This is a genomic window from Micrococcus sp. HOU01 (assembly GCF_035609305.1).
GTDB lineage: Bacteria > Actinomycetota > Actinomycetes > Actinomycetales > Micrococcaceae > Micrococcus > Micrococcus luteus.
On sequence record NZ_CP141211.1, the window covers coordinates 2,460,099 to 2,475,153 of the forward strand.

The following is a 15,055-nucleotide window of genomic DNA, read 5'->3' on the forward strand; positions in this document are numbered from 1 at the left end:
GCGGACCGCGAGTCGCGACCCCATGGCCTGCAGGGCCCCGTGCCCCTAGTCTGGTCTGCACTGGATCTCCCGGCTCCGCGCGTCCGGCCCCCACCCCCGGCCACCGCGCGTCCCGCTCGCACCCTAGGAGCACTGCATGGCGCTCAGCGTCCTCGACCTGTTCTCGATCGGCATCGGCCCGTCCTCGTCCCACACCGTGGGGCCCATGCGCGCTGCCCGCCGCTTCACGGACAGCATGGGCCAGCACGGCGTCCTCGAGCGCACCGCCCGCGTGCACGCCGAGCTGTTCGGCTCGCTGGCGGCCACCGGCGTGGGCCACGGCTCGGACACCGCGGTGCTGCTCGGCCTGGCCGGCCAGGACCCTGAGACCATCGACCCGGACGCCTGCACCGGGCTCGTGGAGGAGATCGTCACGGGCGGTCGGCTGCCCCTGGACGGGCGCCACGAGATCGTCTTCGACCGGCAGGGCGACCTGACGCTGCACATGCGCGAGTCCCTGCCCGGGCATCCGAACGGCATGCGCCTGACCGCCTACGACGATGCCGGCGAACAGCTCCACACCCGCGACTACTACTCGGTGGGCGGCGGCTTCGTGGTCACCTCGGACGAGCTCGAGGCCGAGCTGGACGCCACCAAGGACGTCAACCGCACCGACGACGGCGACACCGGCGAACCGTACCCCTTCTCCACGGGCGCCGAGCTCGCCGCCCGCTGCCACGAGGCGGGCCTGAGCATCGCGGAGCTCATGCTCGCCAACGAGGCCACCCGGCACGACCTCGACGAGCTGCGCACCCAGCTGCTGGCCATCTGGGCCGTCATGGAGGAATGCGTCCACAACGGCGTGACCCGCACCGAGCCGATCCTGCCCGGCGGACTGCAGGTCCGCCGTCGGGCCCCCGCGCTGCGGGAGCACCTGCTGCAGACCACCAACCGCACCGACCCCATGTGGGCCATGGAGTGGGTCAACCTCTTCGCGCTCGCGGTGAACGAGGAGAACGCCTCGGGCGGGCGCATCGTCACCGCGCCCACGAACGGCGCCGCGGGCATCATCCCGGCCGTCATGCTCTACTACATGCGCTTCGTGCTTCCCGAGCACGCCACGCAGCAGGAGCGCGACGACAAGGTGGTCGAGTTCCTGCTCACCGCGGCGGCGATCGGCATCCTGTACAAGCGCAACGCCTCCATCTCCGGCGCCGAGGTCGGCTGCCAGGGCGAGGTCGGCTCGGCCTGCTCCATGGCGGCGGGCGCGCTGTGCGCCGTGCTCGGCGGCACCGTGGACCAGGTGGAGAACGCAGCCGAGATCGGGATCGAGCACAATCTCGGGCTGACGTGCGACCCCGTGGGCGGCCTCGTCCAGGTGCCGTGCATCGAGCGCAACGCGATCGCGTCCGTGAAGGCCATCAATGCGGCCCGGCTGGCGCTGCTCGGGGACGGCTCGCACCGGGTGACCCTGGACCAGGCCATCACGACCATGCGCGACACCGGCGCGGACATGAAGTCCAAGTACAAGGAGACCTCGCGCGGCGGCCTGGCCGTGAATGTCATCGAGTGCTGATCGCCCGGGTCCGCGGCCCAGCGCCGCTCCGGTCGGGACGGATGGGGCACCCGTCCGCTACCGTGACTCCCGATCCACACCCTGCCCCGAGCGTGAGAGGACCGACGTGGCCATTCATCCTGTGGACGCGACCCTGGAGGCCGCGAAGATCGATCCGGAGGAGCGCACCGAGCGCCTGAAGGGCGTCAAGCTGGACGGCGCCGGCTGGAAGTACGCGGCGACCCGGGCGTTCAAGGAGTTCCTGAACGACGGCGGCACGGACCTCGCCGCGAAGCTCACGTACTTCATGGTGCTCTCGCTGGCACCGGCCCTGCTGGCCGTGTTCTCCATCCTCACGCTCGTGCTGGCCTCGAACCGCTCGGCGGTCGACGACCTGGTCACCCAGCTGACCACCATGGTCCCGTCCGACTACCAGTCGGTGGTGCAGAGCGTGGTGGACAACCTGATGCAGCAGTCCACGGGCGGCCTCATCGCCCTGGTGGTCGGCATCCTGACCGCGGTGTGGTCCGCCTCGGCGTACGTGAAGGCGTTCAACCGCGCGTCGAACCAGGTGTACAACTACGCCGAGGGCCGCGGCTTCGTGAAGCTGACCCTGACGAACCTCCTGACCACCGTCGTCATGCTCATCGGCATCGTCCTGGTGCTGATCTCCCTGGCGCTCAACCGCGCCCTCGTCGACGGCCTGCTCGCCCCCATCGCCGGGCCGCTCGGCCTCACCTCCGTGGTGAACTTCCTCTCGGACACGTTCCTGCCGATCTGGGCGTGGGTGAAGTGGCCGGTGGTGATCCTCCTGGTGCTCGTGCTGATCGCCACCCTGTACTACATGACCCCGAACGTGAAGAAGCCCAGCTTCCACATGTTCGGCCCCGGCAACATCTTCGCCCTCGTGGGCATGGTGCTGGCCTCCGTGGGCCTGTACTTCTACTTCACGACGCTGGCCGGCTACTCGGCCTACGGCGCGATCGGCGGCGTGATGGCCCTGCTCTTCGCGCTGTGGATCTTCAACATCGTGCTCCTGCTGGGCCTCGAGCTGGACACCGAGGTGGAGCGCGCCAAGCAGCTGACCGCCGGCATGCCCGCCGAGGAGGCCGTGAAGCTGCCCCCGAAGGACGCCGGCGCCCTCGTCAAGAAGGCCGAGAAGCAGGAGGAGCTCGAGCAGAAGGGCTACGAGCTGCGGGCCGTCCACGAGGGCCGCTGACCGCACCCGGCGCGGCGCCGGGCGCACGTTCGGCACGGACGACGACGGCCGCTCACCTGGCGAGGTGGGCGGCCGTCGTCGTGCGCGGGGCCCTCAGCGCCGGGCCGCGCGGTAGCCGTCCGCCTGGGCCGCGGAGGCGGAGGCGTAGCAGTGGCGCGCGTTGGTCCTGCCGTAGTGCTGCTGACCGGGCATGTGGTAGATGCCCGAGTTGTCGTTCGCCTTGACCGGGTGGGAGTCCGGGCACTCGGAGTCGGCTCCGCTCACCGGCCCCGCGTCGCCGGCCGCGGGGGCCGGGGCCGCCTCCGGGGCGGGGGCCGGGGCCGCTTCCGGGGCGGGGGTCGGGGCCGCGGTGCCGCACTCCCCGGAGAACCTGCCGACGCCGTTCGCCCGGGCCTCCTCCCACGCCGCCTCGACCTCGGGCAGGAAACGGTCGTTGCCGTCGAAGACCGCCGGCTCGCCGTAGCCCAGGCGGGCCATCTCGGCGTTGACCAGGACGCCGTCTGCGTACACGCCGGCGAGGAGGCGGTCATAGCGGTCGTAGAGCCGGCGGTCGTACCGCAGCACCACCGTGTCGCCGGGGCTGATCATCGACTTCAGCGCCGCCGTCGCCTCCGGGCCCATGCACTCGACCGGCTTCGAGGGGTGGCGGGTCTCGGGGGTGTCGATGTTGAGCAGGCGCACCCGCGTGGACACCTCGCCGAGTGTCACGCGGAGCGTGTCGCCGTCCGAGATCGACTCGACCGTGACCACGTCTCCCTCGGTGCTCTCCGGGATGACGCCGTCGTCGGTGGCGGTGCAGCCGGTGAGCAGGAGCAGGGACAGTGCGGCCGCGGGGAGCGCCGCGCGCAGACGGGCAAGGGGCACGAGGATCCTGGAGGGGAAGGGACGGGGACATGACGAAGGCCCCGCCGTGAGGCGGGGCCTTCGGATCACCACATCATCGCATGTGGGAGGCACAGGTGTTGCCGCACGTCACGACAGCATCGGTCCCCGTTCCGTCAATGACGACGGGGGTCAGCGACGGCCGTCGATGGGGTCGCCGCCGCCGTCGAGTGCGTCGAGGACGAGGTCGCGGGCCTCGCCCGTCGCGGACCGGCGGGAGAGCAGCAGCGCGGCCAGCCAGCACAGCAGGACGATCGCCGCGCCGCCCCACGCCAGGAGGGCGAGGCTGCCCGAGAGCAGCCCCGTGCCGTCCGCGCGGCCGACGCCGATCCACACCAGACCCCACGCGAGCGCGAACGCCGGAGCCGGGCGGCCGCCGTTGTACACGGCCGTGAACGCACCGATCAGCACGGCCACCACGAGCATCACCTTCGCCCAGAGGGACGACTGCCCCGGATCGCCGACGACGCCGGTCGAGGCCAGCCACGCGGCCAGGTTCGCCACGGCGGCGATCGAGACCCAGCCCAGATGCAGGCCCTGCACCCCGTCCAGGAGGATCCGCTCGCCCCAGCTGTGCGCGCGGACGGATTCGAGGAGCACCAGGATCCACGCCAGGCACGCCAGCAGCAGCGCGATCACCACGACGCTCAGCCCCAGCAGCCCGGCCTGCACCGTCCAGATCCACGCGGCATTGAGCAGCACCGAGATCAGGATCCACGGTCGCAGGCGGTCGTGACGGGCAGACTGGGCCGAGGGGAGGAACTGCCACACGGCGTACGCCAGCAGGCCCGCGTAGATCACGGACCAGATGCCGAACGCGGGGGTCGCCGGGGACACCCAGGTGGCGTCCGGGCCGAGCCAGCCGCCCGCGGCCTCGGCCACGGGGGTCAGGCCGCCGACGACGCCGGAGCCCAGGAACGCGGCCACGACCGCGAGGATCACGACCACGAGCATGGCCACCCGGCCGCCCGTCGAGGACAGCCCCGTCCCCGAGCTGGGGACGCGCGCCGCGGCGTCGGGGCCGAAGGGGCTGCGGGACGGGCCGAGGTCGGTGGCGGTGCTCATGGGTGCTCCCGTGGGGTGATCGTCGGGGGTGCGCCCCGGGCGGGGCGGGTCTCAGGGTCAGCGTAGCCGCCGGGCCCATCGCGGGCACGGGCCACCACGGCCTAGGGTGGGGGCATGCGCACTCCCTCCCCGATCGGACTCCTGCTGGACGTGGACGGCCCCGTGGCCTCCACCGAGACCCGGACCGTGCCGGAGGGGATCATCGACGTGCTCGTCCGCCTCGCGCGGCGCGGGGTGCCGGTCGGCTTCAACACGGGCCGCTCCACGGACTTCCTCCTGCACAACGTGATCGCCCCGCTGCGGGACACGGGCCTCCCGGACGACGCTCCCTTCCACGCGGTCTGCGAGAAGGGCGCCGTGTGGTTCCCGTTCTCCGCCGTGCCCTCCGGGGACTTGCCCGACGTCACCGTGGACGGCACCGCCCCGGACTGGCTCCGCACCGACCCGGACATGGCCATCGACGCGGACACCCGTGACGCGATCTGGGCCCTGAACGATGAGCGCGCCGGGGACCTGCAGTTCACCGACCGCACCAAGCTGGCCATGGTCTCCCTCGAGAAGACGGTCGGCGCCGACCAGACGGAGTACGAGCGGGTGCGCGACGACGTCGCCGCGGGCGTCGAGGATCTGCTCGCCGAGCGCGGACTCGCCGAGGAGGTGCGCGTGGCCCCCTCGGTGATCTCGGTGGACGTCGAGCACCGCTCCTCCGGCAAGGACCTGGGCGTCGAGCGCTGCTTCGACCTGCTGGCGGAGGCGGGCACCCCGGTGCCCGAACGCTGGCTCACCGCGGGCGACTCGCGCAGCGACTACGCCATGGCCGACCGGCTGCACGAGCGCGGACTCGCCGTGGAGCACATGGACGTGCGGCCCGCCGACGGCGTCCCCGAGAAGCCCTACGGCGTGGTGACGGCGGCGATCCTCGCCGAACGCGGCATCGGCGACGCCGACGACGTCCACGAGCGGGCGGGCGAGTCCCTGCTGCGCTGGGTGGAGCGCGACCTGCTGCGCTGACCAGGCCGGACGCCCCCTCTGCGGACGGCCGACCCTCCCCGGGCCTGGACCTCGACCCCTAGCGTGGAAGGGAATGCCGCGCCCCTGCCGAACCGGCCCGGGCGCCTCCCGACCAGAGAGAGGTTCCACCGTGGCCACCGTCGCCCAGAACATCGTCGAGACCCTCCACGCCTCGGGCGTGCGCCGCATGTACGGCGTGCCCGGGGACTCCCTCAACGGGCTGACCGAGGCCCTGCGCTCCCACGGCGGCATCCAGTGGGTGCACACCCGGCACGAGGAGACCGCGGCCTTCGCCGCCTCCGCCGAGTCCCAGCTCACGGACGAGCTCGCGGTCTGCGTGGGCTCGTGCGGTCCGGGCAACCTCCACCTGATCAACGGCCTGTTCGACGCCCAGCGCTCCCGCACCCCGGTGCTCGCGATCGCCGCGCACATCCCGTCGGAGGAGATCGGCTCGGGCTACTTCCAGGAGACCCACCCGCAGGACCTGTTCCGCGAGTGCTCCGTCTACGTGGAGCACGTCTCCTCGGCGGACCAGATGCCCCGCATGCTGCGCACCGCGATGCGGGCCGCCGTCGAGCAGCGGGGCGTGGCCGTGCTCGTGATCCCGGGCGACGTGGCCCTCACCGAGCTCTCCGCGAAGCCCGAGGTGATCCGTCACACGCCGTCCCGCGTCATCCCGGCGGACTCCGTGCTGCGCGAGGCCGCCGAGGCCCTGGACTCGTCCAAGCGGATCACCATCCTGGCCGGCGCAGGTGCGGCCGGCGCCCACGACGAGGTCGTGGCCCTGGCGGAGCGCCTGCAGGCCCCGATCGTCCACGCTCTGCGCGGCAAGGACCGGATCGAGTACGACAACCCGTATGACGTCGGCTTGACCGGCCTGCTCGGCTTCGCCTCCGGCTACCACGCGCTCAAGGAGGCCGAGACGCTGCTGATCCTCGGCTCCTCCCTGCCGTACCGGCAGTTCTACCCCGAGGACGCCACGGTCATCCAGGTGGACGTGCGCGGCGAGCAGATCGGCCGACGGGTGGCCGTGGACGTGCCGCTCGTGGGCGGTGTGAAGGAGACGGCCCAGGCTCTGCTGCCGCTGCTGCGCGGGAACTCGTCGTCGGCGTTCCTGGACAAGGCGCTCAAGCACTACGCCAAGACCCGCAAGGACCTCGATCAGCTGGCCTCCCCGGGACGCGGACGCGTGCACCCGCAGTACGTGGCCCGCCTCCTCGACGAGCTGGCCGACGACGACGTGGTGTTCCTGCCCGACGTCGGCTCCCCCGTGATCTGGGCCTCCCGGTACCTGACGATGAACGGGCGCCGCCGGATCATCGGCTCCCTGTCCCACGGCTCCATGGCCAACGCGGTCACCCAGGCGGTCGGCGCCCAGGCGGTCGACCCCACCCGCCAGGTGGTGGCGATGGCCGGCGACGGCGGGCTGGCCATGATGCTCGGCGAGCTGCTGTCGTTCGTGCAGAACGGCCTGCCCGTGAAGACGCTCGTGTTCGACAACGACTCGCTGAACTTCGTGGAGCTCGAGATGATGGCCGCCGGGTTCGTCCCCTATGGGACGGGCCTGGAGAACCCGGACTTCGCGGCGATCGCGGAGGCGGTCGGCATCAAGGGCTTCCGCGCGGACCACACGACGGACCTGCCCGCGGTGATGCGCGAGTTCCTCGCCCACGACGGGCCGGCGCTGCTGGTGGTCAAGACCGAGCGTCAGGAGCTGACGATCCCGCCGAGCATCGAGTTCGAGCAGGCCAAGGGGTTCGCGCTCTACGCCATGCGCACCGTCCTCGACGGCAAGGGCACCAAGCTGCTCGACCTCGCCAAGGCGAACCTGCGCCAGCTCTTCTGACCTGCCGCGCACGACGACGCCCCGGACGCTGGCGGCGTCCGGGCCGTCGTCGTGGTGGGGCGGGGAGAGCCCAGCCCCGCCGGTAGGTCAGGCGCGGTGGGCGCCGCCCTCGGCGACGATCGGGTGCTCGGCCGTGCCGGCGACGCCCTGGGTGATCAGGCCGTCGGCGCGGTGCTCCCAGAAGTCCGCGTTGCGGATGCCGAGCGGGCGCGGGTCGAACTGCGGGTCGAGACCCTGGCGCTTCTGTGCGCGGTAGTCCTTGAGGGCCTTGAGGGCCGGGCCCTGCAGCACCAGGATGCCGAGGATGTTCAGCCAGGCCATGGAGCCCACGCCGATGTCGCCGAGGCCCCAGGCCGCACCCGTGGTGGCGACGGCGCCGTAGGCCACCGACACGAGGATCAGGGCCTGCAGGAAGCGCAGCGCGACGCGGCGGACCATGCCGTTGCGCAGGTTGCGCGTGAGGAACACGATGTTGACCTCGGCCATGTAGTAGTACGCCACGATCGTGGTGAAGGCGAAGAACGCCAGCGCCACGGCCACGAACGTGGGGCCGAAGCCGGAGAACATGGCGTCGAAGCCGGTCTGGACGAAGGCCGGGCCCTCGGAGGCCGTCGGCGAGACGATGCCCTCGAACAGCAGGCCGGAGCCGGACCCGTCCGAGTACACCCGGTAGGCGCCCGTGGAGATGATGATGAACGCGGTGGCCGAGCAGACGAAGAGCGTGTCGATGTACACGGCGAACGCCTGCACGAAGCCCTGCTTTGCCGGGTGCGAGACCTCGGCGGCCGCGGCGGCGTGCGGGCCCGTGCCCTGGCCGGCCTCGTTGGAGTAGACGCCGCGCTTCACGCCCCACTGGATGGCGAGGCCGAGGATCGCGCCGAACACGGCGTGCACGCCGAACGCGCTGGCGAAGATGGAGCCGAAGACCTCGGGGATCTGGTCGAAGTTCAGGAACAGCACGATCAGCGCGAGGATGATGTACAGCACGGCCATCACGGGCACCACGTAGACGGCGAACGTCGCGATGCGCTTCACGCCGCCCAGGACGATGAAGGCCAGCAGGATGACCATGGCCAGGGCCACGACCCAGGCGGGCACGGCCCACGCCTCGCCCACGGCCGCGGCCACGCCGTTGGCCTGCACGCCCGGCAGGAAGTAGCTGGTGGCGAAGACGGTGACGACGGCGAACAGGATGGCGTACACCTTGAACGCGGGGGCGGCGGCCGTGTGCTTGTAGGCCTTCTCGAAGTAGTACGCCGGGCCGCCGCGGTACTCGCCGGTGTCCGGGTCGCGCTCCTTGTAGATCTGGCCGAGCGTGGACTCGATGAAGGACGTGGCGGCGCCGAGCAGGGCCATGACCCACATCCAGAACACGGCACCGGGGCCGCCGAACGCGATGGCTGTGGCGACGCCGCCGATGTTGCCCATGCCGACGCGGCCGGCGAGCGACATCATGAGGGACTGGAGGGACGAGGTGCCGTCCGCGGAGTCCTGGCCCTCGCGGAGCTGCTTCACCATGTCCGGGATGTTCACGAACTGCAGGAACATGGTCCGGATGGTGAAGTAGAGGCCGACGATCAGGCAGAGCCAGATCAGGGCCGGGGACCAGATGACGTCGTTCACGGCGGTGATGAGATCTGCGAAGGACATGGGGTCTCCAGATCGGGGTGGGGATGGCCGGTGCGGTGCGAGCTCCGAGCGGCGGCCGCCGGCGGTCCCGGACAACTGGGGAGAAGGATACGCGCAAATGTGACCCGCGTCTCGCATCCAGCGTGGCGGATCGGGAATCCGGGCGCGCGGCCCGCGACGACAGCGGCCCCGGACATGCGAAAAGCCCCGGAACCACTGGGGTCCCGGGGCTTGCCCGCGGAGGATGGGGGATTTGAACCCCCGAGGGCTGTTAACCCAACACGCGTTCCAGGCGTGCGCCATAGGCCGCTAGGCGAATCCTCCTTGGTGCGCCCTCCTGCGGCGGACCGCGCGAGGGCAATCTCCATCATAACCAGATCGTCCTGGGCCGCGCCAATCCCCCGCGGGAGGCGCGGGCCCGGCCCGGGGCTCGCCGTGCCCCGAATCGCTCCGCCCGCCGCCACCCTGGTAGAGTTGTCGGCGGCCCCTCACGTGGTGTCATCTCGCTGAACTCCCCCAGGACCGGAAGGTAGCAAGGGTAGGTGGGCTCTGGCAGGTGCGTGAGGGGTCTTCACTTTCCCCCAGGAGATCCCATGCCCGCCGGACGCTACGCCCCCTCCCCCACGGGAAGCCTGCACCTGGGCAACCTGCGCACCGCGCTCGTCGCGTGGCTCGCGGCGCGCGCCACGGACCGTGCCTTCCTGCTGCGGGTCGAGGACCTGGACCGCGTGCGCTCCGGGGCCGAGGCCGACCAGCGGGCGGACCTGGCCGCCGTCGGGCTGGATTGGGACGCCGAGCCGGTGCGCCAGTCCGAACGCACCGCCCTGTACGACGCCGCCGTGGCCGCCCTGCGAGCCGCGCACGGCGCGGACGCGGTCTACGAGTGCTTCTGCTCGCGCAAGGACATCGCCGAGGCGACGTCGGCCCCGCACCCGCGACCCGACGACGGCGCCCCCGCCTCCGGCGGCGCCGTGCCGCTGCGTCCGCCCGGCTTCTATCCGGGCACCTGCCGCGGCCTGACCGAGGCCGAGCGGGCCGAGCGACGGCGGGTGCGCCCCGCCGCCCTGCGGATCGACGTGGCGAAGGTCGCGGGCCTGCCGGCGGGCGAGATCCCGCGCGCGACCGCCGTGGACGTGCTGCACGGCGAGGTCACGGGCCTGGTCGACGACCTGGTGCTGCGCCGGAACGACGGGGCGTACGCGTACAACCTGGCCGTCGTCGTGGACGACCTGGCGCAGGACGTGGACCAGGTGGTCCGCGGCGACGACCTGCTCGACTCGGCCCCGCGCCAGCGCTGGCTGGCCGAGGCGCTGTGCGCCGCGCGCGGGGAGCCGACGCCCGCGGTGGAGTACCTGCACGTGCCGCTCGTGCTGAACACGGAGGGGCGGCGGCTGGCCAAGCGGGACGGCGCCGTGACCCTCGAGGACCTCTCCGCGCAGGACCCGGCGTGGACCCCCGAGCGGGTGCGGGACCGGCTGCTGGAGTCCCTCGGCCTGCCCGCGGGACCGCTGGCGGCCGCCGTGCCCGCGTTCGACCCGGCCGCCCTGCCGCGTGATCCGTGGGTGTTCACCGGGCTCTGAACGGGCCGGCGCCCTGGTCCGCCGCAGGCCCGGCCCCGGTCAGAGGACCTGGGCGGCCTGGTCGAAGTCGAGGCGGCCCTGGCGGGGCTGCTGCGCCTTCTCGTCGTCTGCGGCGGCGTGGCCCACGTTGATCACCAGGAGGGACTTCCAGGCACGGTCCGCATGGAACTCGGCGTCCACGGCGGCGGCGTCGAACCCGGCCATGGGGCCGACCTCGAGCCCGTGGGCGCGCAGGGCCACGAGCAGGTAGCCCACCTGGATGAGCGCGTTCGTGCGGCCCATCCCCTCGCGCATGCCCGGCTTGCCCTCGGCGTCCTCCTCGAAGCCCTCCCGGAACGGGGCGAGGTGGCCCATGTGGCGGTGCCAGTCGAGGTTGTAGGAGGCGATCAGCGTGAGCGGGGCGCGCTCCGTCTTCTCCCGGTTGAACTCGATCATGAGCGGAGTCAGGCGGGCACGGGCCTCGGGGCTGTCCACGACGTCGAGCCGCAGCGGCTGGTTGTTCATGGCGGTCGGCGCCCAGCGGAGGTCCGCGTAGGCCCGCTCGATCAGCGCGAGGTCGACGGGCTCGTCCGAGAAGAGCTGCGTCGTGTGGCGGTCCGCGAAGAGGCGGTCGATCTCGGCCTGACTCAGCGGTCCCGCGTCCGGGGCCGGCTGCGTGGGGTGGATCGTGTCCTCGGCGTCGGTGTGCATGTGCGTGGTGGTCATGGGCCAGGGAACGGGCCGGCGGGTGGGCGCATTCCCCGGCTTCCTTAGCCCGTCCGCCCGCCGGATAGGCTTTCGAGGGTGAGCACCGCCCTGTACCGCCGCTACCGCCCGGACCGTTTCGAGGACGTGATCGGGCAGGACCATGTCACGGTGCCGCTGCGCACCGCACTGGCGAAGGACCGCGTGAACCACGCCTACCTCTTCTCCGGCCCGCGCGGCTGCGGCAAGACCACGTCCGCCCGCATCCTCGCGCGCTGCCTGAACTGCGCCCAGGGCCCCACGCCCACGCCGTGCGGCGAGTGCGACTCGTGCCGGGACCTGGCCACCGGCGGGCCGGGCTCGCTGGACGTGCTGGAGATCGACGCGGCCTCGCACGGCGGTGTGGAGGACGCCCGCGGCCTGCGCGAGCGGGCCACGTTCGCCCCGGTCCGGGACCGCTACAAGATCCTCATCATCGACGAGGCGCACATGGTCACCGCGGCGGGCTTCAACGCGCTGCTCAAGATCGTGGAGGAGCCGCCGGAGCACCTGAAGTTCATCTTCGCCACCACGGAGCCGGAGAAGGTCATCGGGACCATCCGCTCCCGCACCCATCACTACCCGTTCCGGCTCGTGCCGCCGGAGCCGCTCATCGCCTACCTCGAGCAGCTGTGCGCGGAGGAGGGCGTGTCCGTGGAGAAGGGCGTGCTGCCGCTCGTGGTGCGCGCCGGCACGGGCTCGGTGCGTGACACGCTCTCCGTGCTGGACCAGCTGATCGCGGGTGCCCAGGAGGGCCAGGTCTCCTACGAGCTCGCGGTGAGCCTGCTCGGCTTCACCCCGGAAGCCCTGCTGGACGACGTGATCGACGCCGTCGCCGCGGACGACACCCCCACCGTGTTCCGCGTGGTGGACCGCGTGGTGCAGTCCGGCCAGGACCCGCGCCGCTTCGTCGAGGACCTGCTGGACCGCTTCCGCGACCTCGTGATCGCGCGTGCCCTGCCGGAGGAGGCCGGGGCGATCCTGCACGGCATGCCGGAGGACCAGGTGCGGCGTCTCTCCGCGCAGGCCGCGCAGCTCTCCCGCGCGGAGCTCTCCCGCCTCGCGGACATCACCAACCTCGCGCTGACGGACATGGTGGGGGCCACCAGTCCCCGCCTGCACCTCGAGCTGCTCATGGCGCGCCTGCTGCTGCCCGCCTCGGACGAGACGCACCGCGGCCTGGCCGCCCGCCTCGAGGCCCTCGAACGGCGCCTCGAGCTCGGTGGCGCCGCGCCCATCGAGGACGGCGCCTCCGAGGGCACGACGACGCCGGCCCGGTCCGGCACGCCCGCCGCGGACGGCGGCGGATCGGCCGAGAACGCGGAGGGCTCCAGCACTCTGACCGGTGCCGCGCTCGCCCGGGCCGCCATGCGGCGGCCGGAGGAGCCCGCGCCGACCGCGTCCACCGCCCCGCCGGAGCGCTGGACGCCGCCTGCCCCGCAGTCCGCGGCAGAGGCGCCGGAGGGGGACGCCGCCGCCGGGGCCACGGGGTCCGAGCGTCCGCAGCAGGCGCCGCAGCCCAAGCGGCCCGAACCGGCTGAGGTCGGGGCCCGTTCCGGGGACACGCGCCGCCCGGAGGCCGGGAGCCGCCCCGAGCCTGAGGGCCGGCCCGAGCCCGAGGGCCGGTCCCAGGCCCAGGAGCGCACCGGTGCCGCGCCGGCCCCCGCCCACGGGCCGGAGGAGACGGCCGCGCCGTCGGGCCCCACGCCCGCCCCGGCGGCGAGCCAGGTGGAGATGATCCGCCGGGCCTGGCCGGACATCCTCACGGCCCTCGAGGACGCCTCACGCCTGGTGTGGATGCTGGTGAAGGACAACGCGAGCGTCGCGGGCTACGACGGCTCGTTGCTGACGATCGGCTTCCAGCAGGACGGGCCCCGCCAGTCGCTGCTCGGCCGGGGCGGCGACCGCGTGCTCGGCGAGGCCGTCCACCAGGTGCTCGGCATCCGCCCGCGGCTCGACCTGATCCTCGGTGGGGACGCGCCGACCGGGGACGCCCGCGCACAGTCCAGCGCTCGCCCGGCCGGCCCGGCGCGGACGGACCGGCCTGAGCGTCCGGCCCCGCAGCAGGGCCGGCCCGACCGACCGACGGCGCAGCCGAACCGGCCCGCTCCGGCACCGGGGCAGGCCCCGCGCGAGCCGGAGTCCTCCCGCCCCACCCCGCCGCGCTCCGCCGCACCCTCCACCGCGGAGGACGATCCGGCGCCGCCGGCCGTTCCGCCCCGGGCCACGCAGCAGCGTCAGACGCCGGAGCCGTCCCCCGCCTGGACGCCCGCGGCTCCCGCCACCTCCTGGGGGCCGGCGCCGACGTCGTCGACGACGCCCGCCCCCGCCCCGCCGGCGGACGGCTGGGGCGGCCCGGATGAGGAGCCGCCCGCCTGGGACGACGCTCCCCCGCCCGAGGAGGACCCGTGGGACTCGCTGCCCGCGTTCGACCCGGACGCGGAGCAGGACGACTCGGACGGCCCCGAGGGCTGGACCCCGCCGGCCCGCGACGCCGAGGAGCGGCCCGTCGGCGCCGCCGGCTGGGACGGCCCCGTGCCGTCGGTCGAGGACTGGGGCGCGCCGCCGCAGGCCGCACCGGCCCCCGGCGGCGCCGCGCCGGACGCCGGCCAGGACTCCCCGGTCCAGCCCGACGCCCCGACCCCCGGCGAGAGCGAGCCGAGCGCCGAGGAGGTCCGTCGGGCCTACGACCCGGGGCCGCTGGTCCGCGAGGAGGAGCACTCGATCCCCGTGTTCGCCCGTCCGGAGGCGGAGCTGCGCGCCGAGTTCGCGAAGCGCTTCGGCGCGACCCGTCCCGCCGGCTTCGACGACGGCGCGGGCGCGGCCGCGGACGGTGACTCCGCCCGGCCTGCCACGCCGTCACCCGCCCCGGATGACGACGCAGCGGCCACGGAGCGACGCGATCTCCACCCGGCCGCCTCGGGCGCCGGCCCGTCCTCGGACGAGCAGCGGCGCCCCACGGGCGCGCCCACGGCCGACGAGACCCCCGATCCGGGCGTGCCCGCCGACGACGCGGACGCCACGCCGCGTGCGGCTGCCGGCCCGGGCGGGGCGGACTTCCCGGGTTCGGGCCATCCGGCGAGCATGTACCCGCGGCTCATGGAGCGGCTGCGGGCCGGTGGGCCCCTCGAGCCTCCGGTGAACGCGGGCTCGAGCGGCGGCGGCGGGACGGGCGGCGGCCCCGGCGCTCCCGGTGGCCCCGCCCCGGACGCCTCGCCGGGCTCCCCCGCCGGGGGCCGGCCGAGCGCGGCCTCGCTCGGGGCGCGCCCCGCCGACGTCGAGCCTGCCGGGGGAGCCTCGGCGCCGCCGTCGTTGGACGCGCGGGCCGCGGCCATCCGCGCCGCCCGCGAGGCCGCCCAGGGCCGCGGCCTGACCCGGCCCGCCGACACCGGCCCCGCCGCCCTGGCGACGTCCGGGGTGGGGTGGGAGGACGAGGTCGTCAGCGACGACGACGTCCCGCTCGAGGACTCGGGCCTCGTGGGCCGGGCCGTCGTCGAACGGGTGCTCGGCGGCCGTCTGCTCGAGGAACGCCCCAACGACGCCTGAGGCGAACGCGCCCGTACGCC

The 15,055-nt window shown here is 73.6% G+C and carries 10 protein-coding genes, 1 tRNA gene and 1 other RNA gene; 7 read left to right on the forward strand and 5 right to left on the reverse strand.

Translation table 11 applies throughout. From position 1 onward, the window contains the following. Positions 1-136 precede the first annotated feature (136 nt). Positions 137-1,555 carry an L-serine ammonia-lyase gene (locus SOY78_RS11290; RefSeq protein WP_317676621.1) on the forward strand — a complete coding sequence of 473 codons (1,419 nt, stop codon included), beginning with the start codon at positions 137-139 and terminating at the stop codon, positions 1,553-1,555. 106 nt (positions 1,556-1,661) lie between these two features. Further along, positions 1,662-2,753, forward strand: a complete 1,092-nt coding sequence (locus SOY78_RS11295; RefSeq protein ID WP_255502767.1) for a YihY/virulence factor BrkB family protein — start codon at positions 1,662-1,664, stop codon at positions 2,751-2,753. 93 nt (positions 2,754-2,846) lie between these two features. Here the strand turns inward: SOY78_RS11295 and SOY78_RS11300 are convergent, their stop codons facing one another. Together SOY78_RS11300 and SOY78_RS11305 are read right to left on the reverse strand one after the other, a co-directional pair. Then, entirely contained in the window at positions 2,847-3,617 is a 771-nt protein-coding gene (locus tag SOY78_RS11300; protein WP_317676620.1) for a thermonuclease family protein, read from the reverse strand. 150 nt (positions 3,618-3,767) lie between these two features. Continuing rightward, complete coding sequence (locus tag SOY78_RS11305; protein ID WP_206397881.1) at positions 3,768-4,700, reverse strand: tryptophan-rich sensory protein; 933 nt, start codon at positions 4,698-4,700, stop codon at positions 3,768-3,770. Positions 4,701-4,814: 114 nt separating this feature from the next. Here SOY78_RS11305 and SOY78_RS11310 point away from each other — a divergent pair, with 114 nt between their 5' ends. Continuing rightward, on the forward strand, positions 4,815-5,711 hold the full coding sequence (locus SOY78_RS11310) for a haloacid dehalogenase (protein WP_324701590.1): 897 nt from the start codon (positions 4,815-4,817) through the stop codon (positions 5,709-5,711). A gap of 130 nt (positions 5,712-5,841) precedes the next feature. After that, on the forward strand, positions 5,842-7,557 hold the full coding sequence (poxB, locus tag SOY78_RS11315; protein WP_141844105.1) for a ubiquinone-dependent pyruvate dehydrogenase: 1,716 nt from the start codon (positions 5,842-5,844) through the stop codon (positions 7,555-7,557). Between the two features lie 87 nt (positions 7,558-7,644). Here poxB and SOY78_RS11320 read toward each other — a convergent pair whose 3' ends face one another. Then, positions 7,645-9,207, reverse strand: coding sequence for an alanine/glycine:cation symporter family protein (locus SOY78_RS11320; protein WP_060973436.1), 1,563 nt, complete (start codon positions 9,205-9,207; stop codon positions 7,645-7,647). Between the two features lie 217 nt (positions 9,208-9,424). Then, positions 9,425-9,510 (reverse strand) — tRNA-Ser (locus tag SOY78_RS11325). Between the two features lie 155 nt (positions 9,511-9,665). On the opposite strand from SOY78_RS11325, the gene ffs reads away from it, so the two are divergent. Then, an RNA gene (gene ffs / locus SOY78_RS11330) (signal recognition particle sRNA small type) lies at positions 9,666-9,762 on the forward strand. A 17-nt stretch (positions 9,763-9,779) separates the two neighbouring features. Further along, positions 9,780-10,766, forward strand: coding sequence for a tRNA glutamyl-Q(34) synthetase GluQRS (gene gluQRS / locus SOY78_RS11335; RefSeq protein WP_141844107.1), 987 nt, complete (start codon positions 9,780-9,782; stop codon positions 10,764-10,766). 39 nt (positions 10,767-10,805) lie between these two features. On the opposite strand, the gene SOY78_RS11340 is transcribed toward gluQRS, so the two are convergent. Next, positions 10,806-11,471 carry a malonic semialdehyde reductase gene (locus SOY78_RS11340; protein ID WP_324701591.1) on the reverse strand — a complete coding sequence of 222 codons (666 nt, stop codon included), beginning with the start codon at positions 11,469-11,471 and terminating at the stop codon, positions 10,806-10,808. 78 nt (positions 11,472-11,549) lie between these two features. Here SOY78_RS11340 and SOY78_RS11345 point away from each other — a divergent pair, with 78 nt between their 5' ends. After that, a complete protein-coding gene (locus SOY78_RS11345; RefSeq protein WP_324701592.1) occupies positions 11,550-15,035 on the forward strand; it encodes a DNA polymerase III subunit gamma and tau in 3,486 nt (1,161 codons plus the stop codon). The last annotated feature ends 20 nt before the right edge of the window (positions 15,036-15,055 follow it).

What these genes read in the sequence shown, in the direction of transcription:
- SOY78_RS11290 (WP_317676621.1), top strand. Translation starts at nt 137, where the DNA reads ATGGCGCTCAGCGTCCTCGACCTGTTCTCGATCGGCATCGGCCCGTCC.
- SOY78_RS11305 (WP_206397881.1), bottom strand. Translation starts at nt 4,700, where the DNA reads ATGAGCACCGCCACCGACCTCGGCCCGTCCCGCAGCCCCTTCGGCCCC.
- SOY78_RS11310 (WP_324701590.1), top strand. Translation starts at nt 4,815, where the DNA reads ATGCGCACTCCCTCCCCGATCGGACTCCTGCTGGACGTGGACGGCCCC.
- SOY78_RS11320 (WP_060973436.1), bottom strand. Translation starts at nt 9,207, where the DNA reads ATGTCCTTCGCAGATCTCATCACCGCCGTGAACGACGTCATCTGGTCC.
- gluQRS (WP_141844107.1), top strand. Translation starts at nt 9,780, where the DNA reads ATGCCCGCCGGACGCTACGCCCCCTCCCCCACGGGAAGCCTGCACCTG.
- SOY78_RS11340 (WP_324701591.1), bottom strand. Translation starts at nt 11,471, where the DNA reads ATGACCACCACGCACATGCACACCGACGCCGAGGACACGATCCACCCC.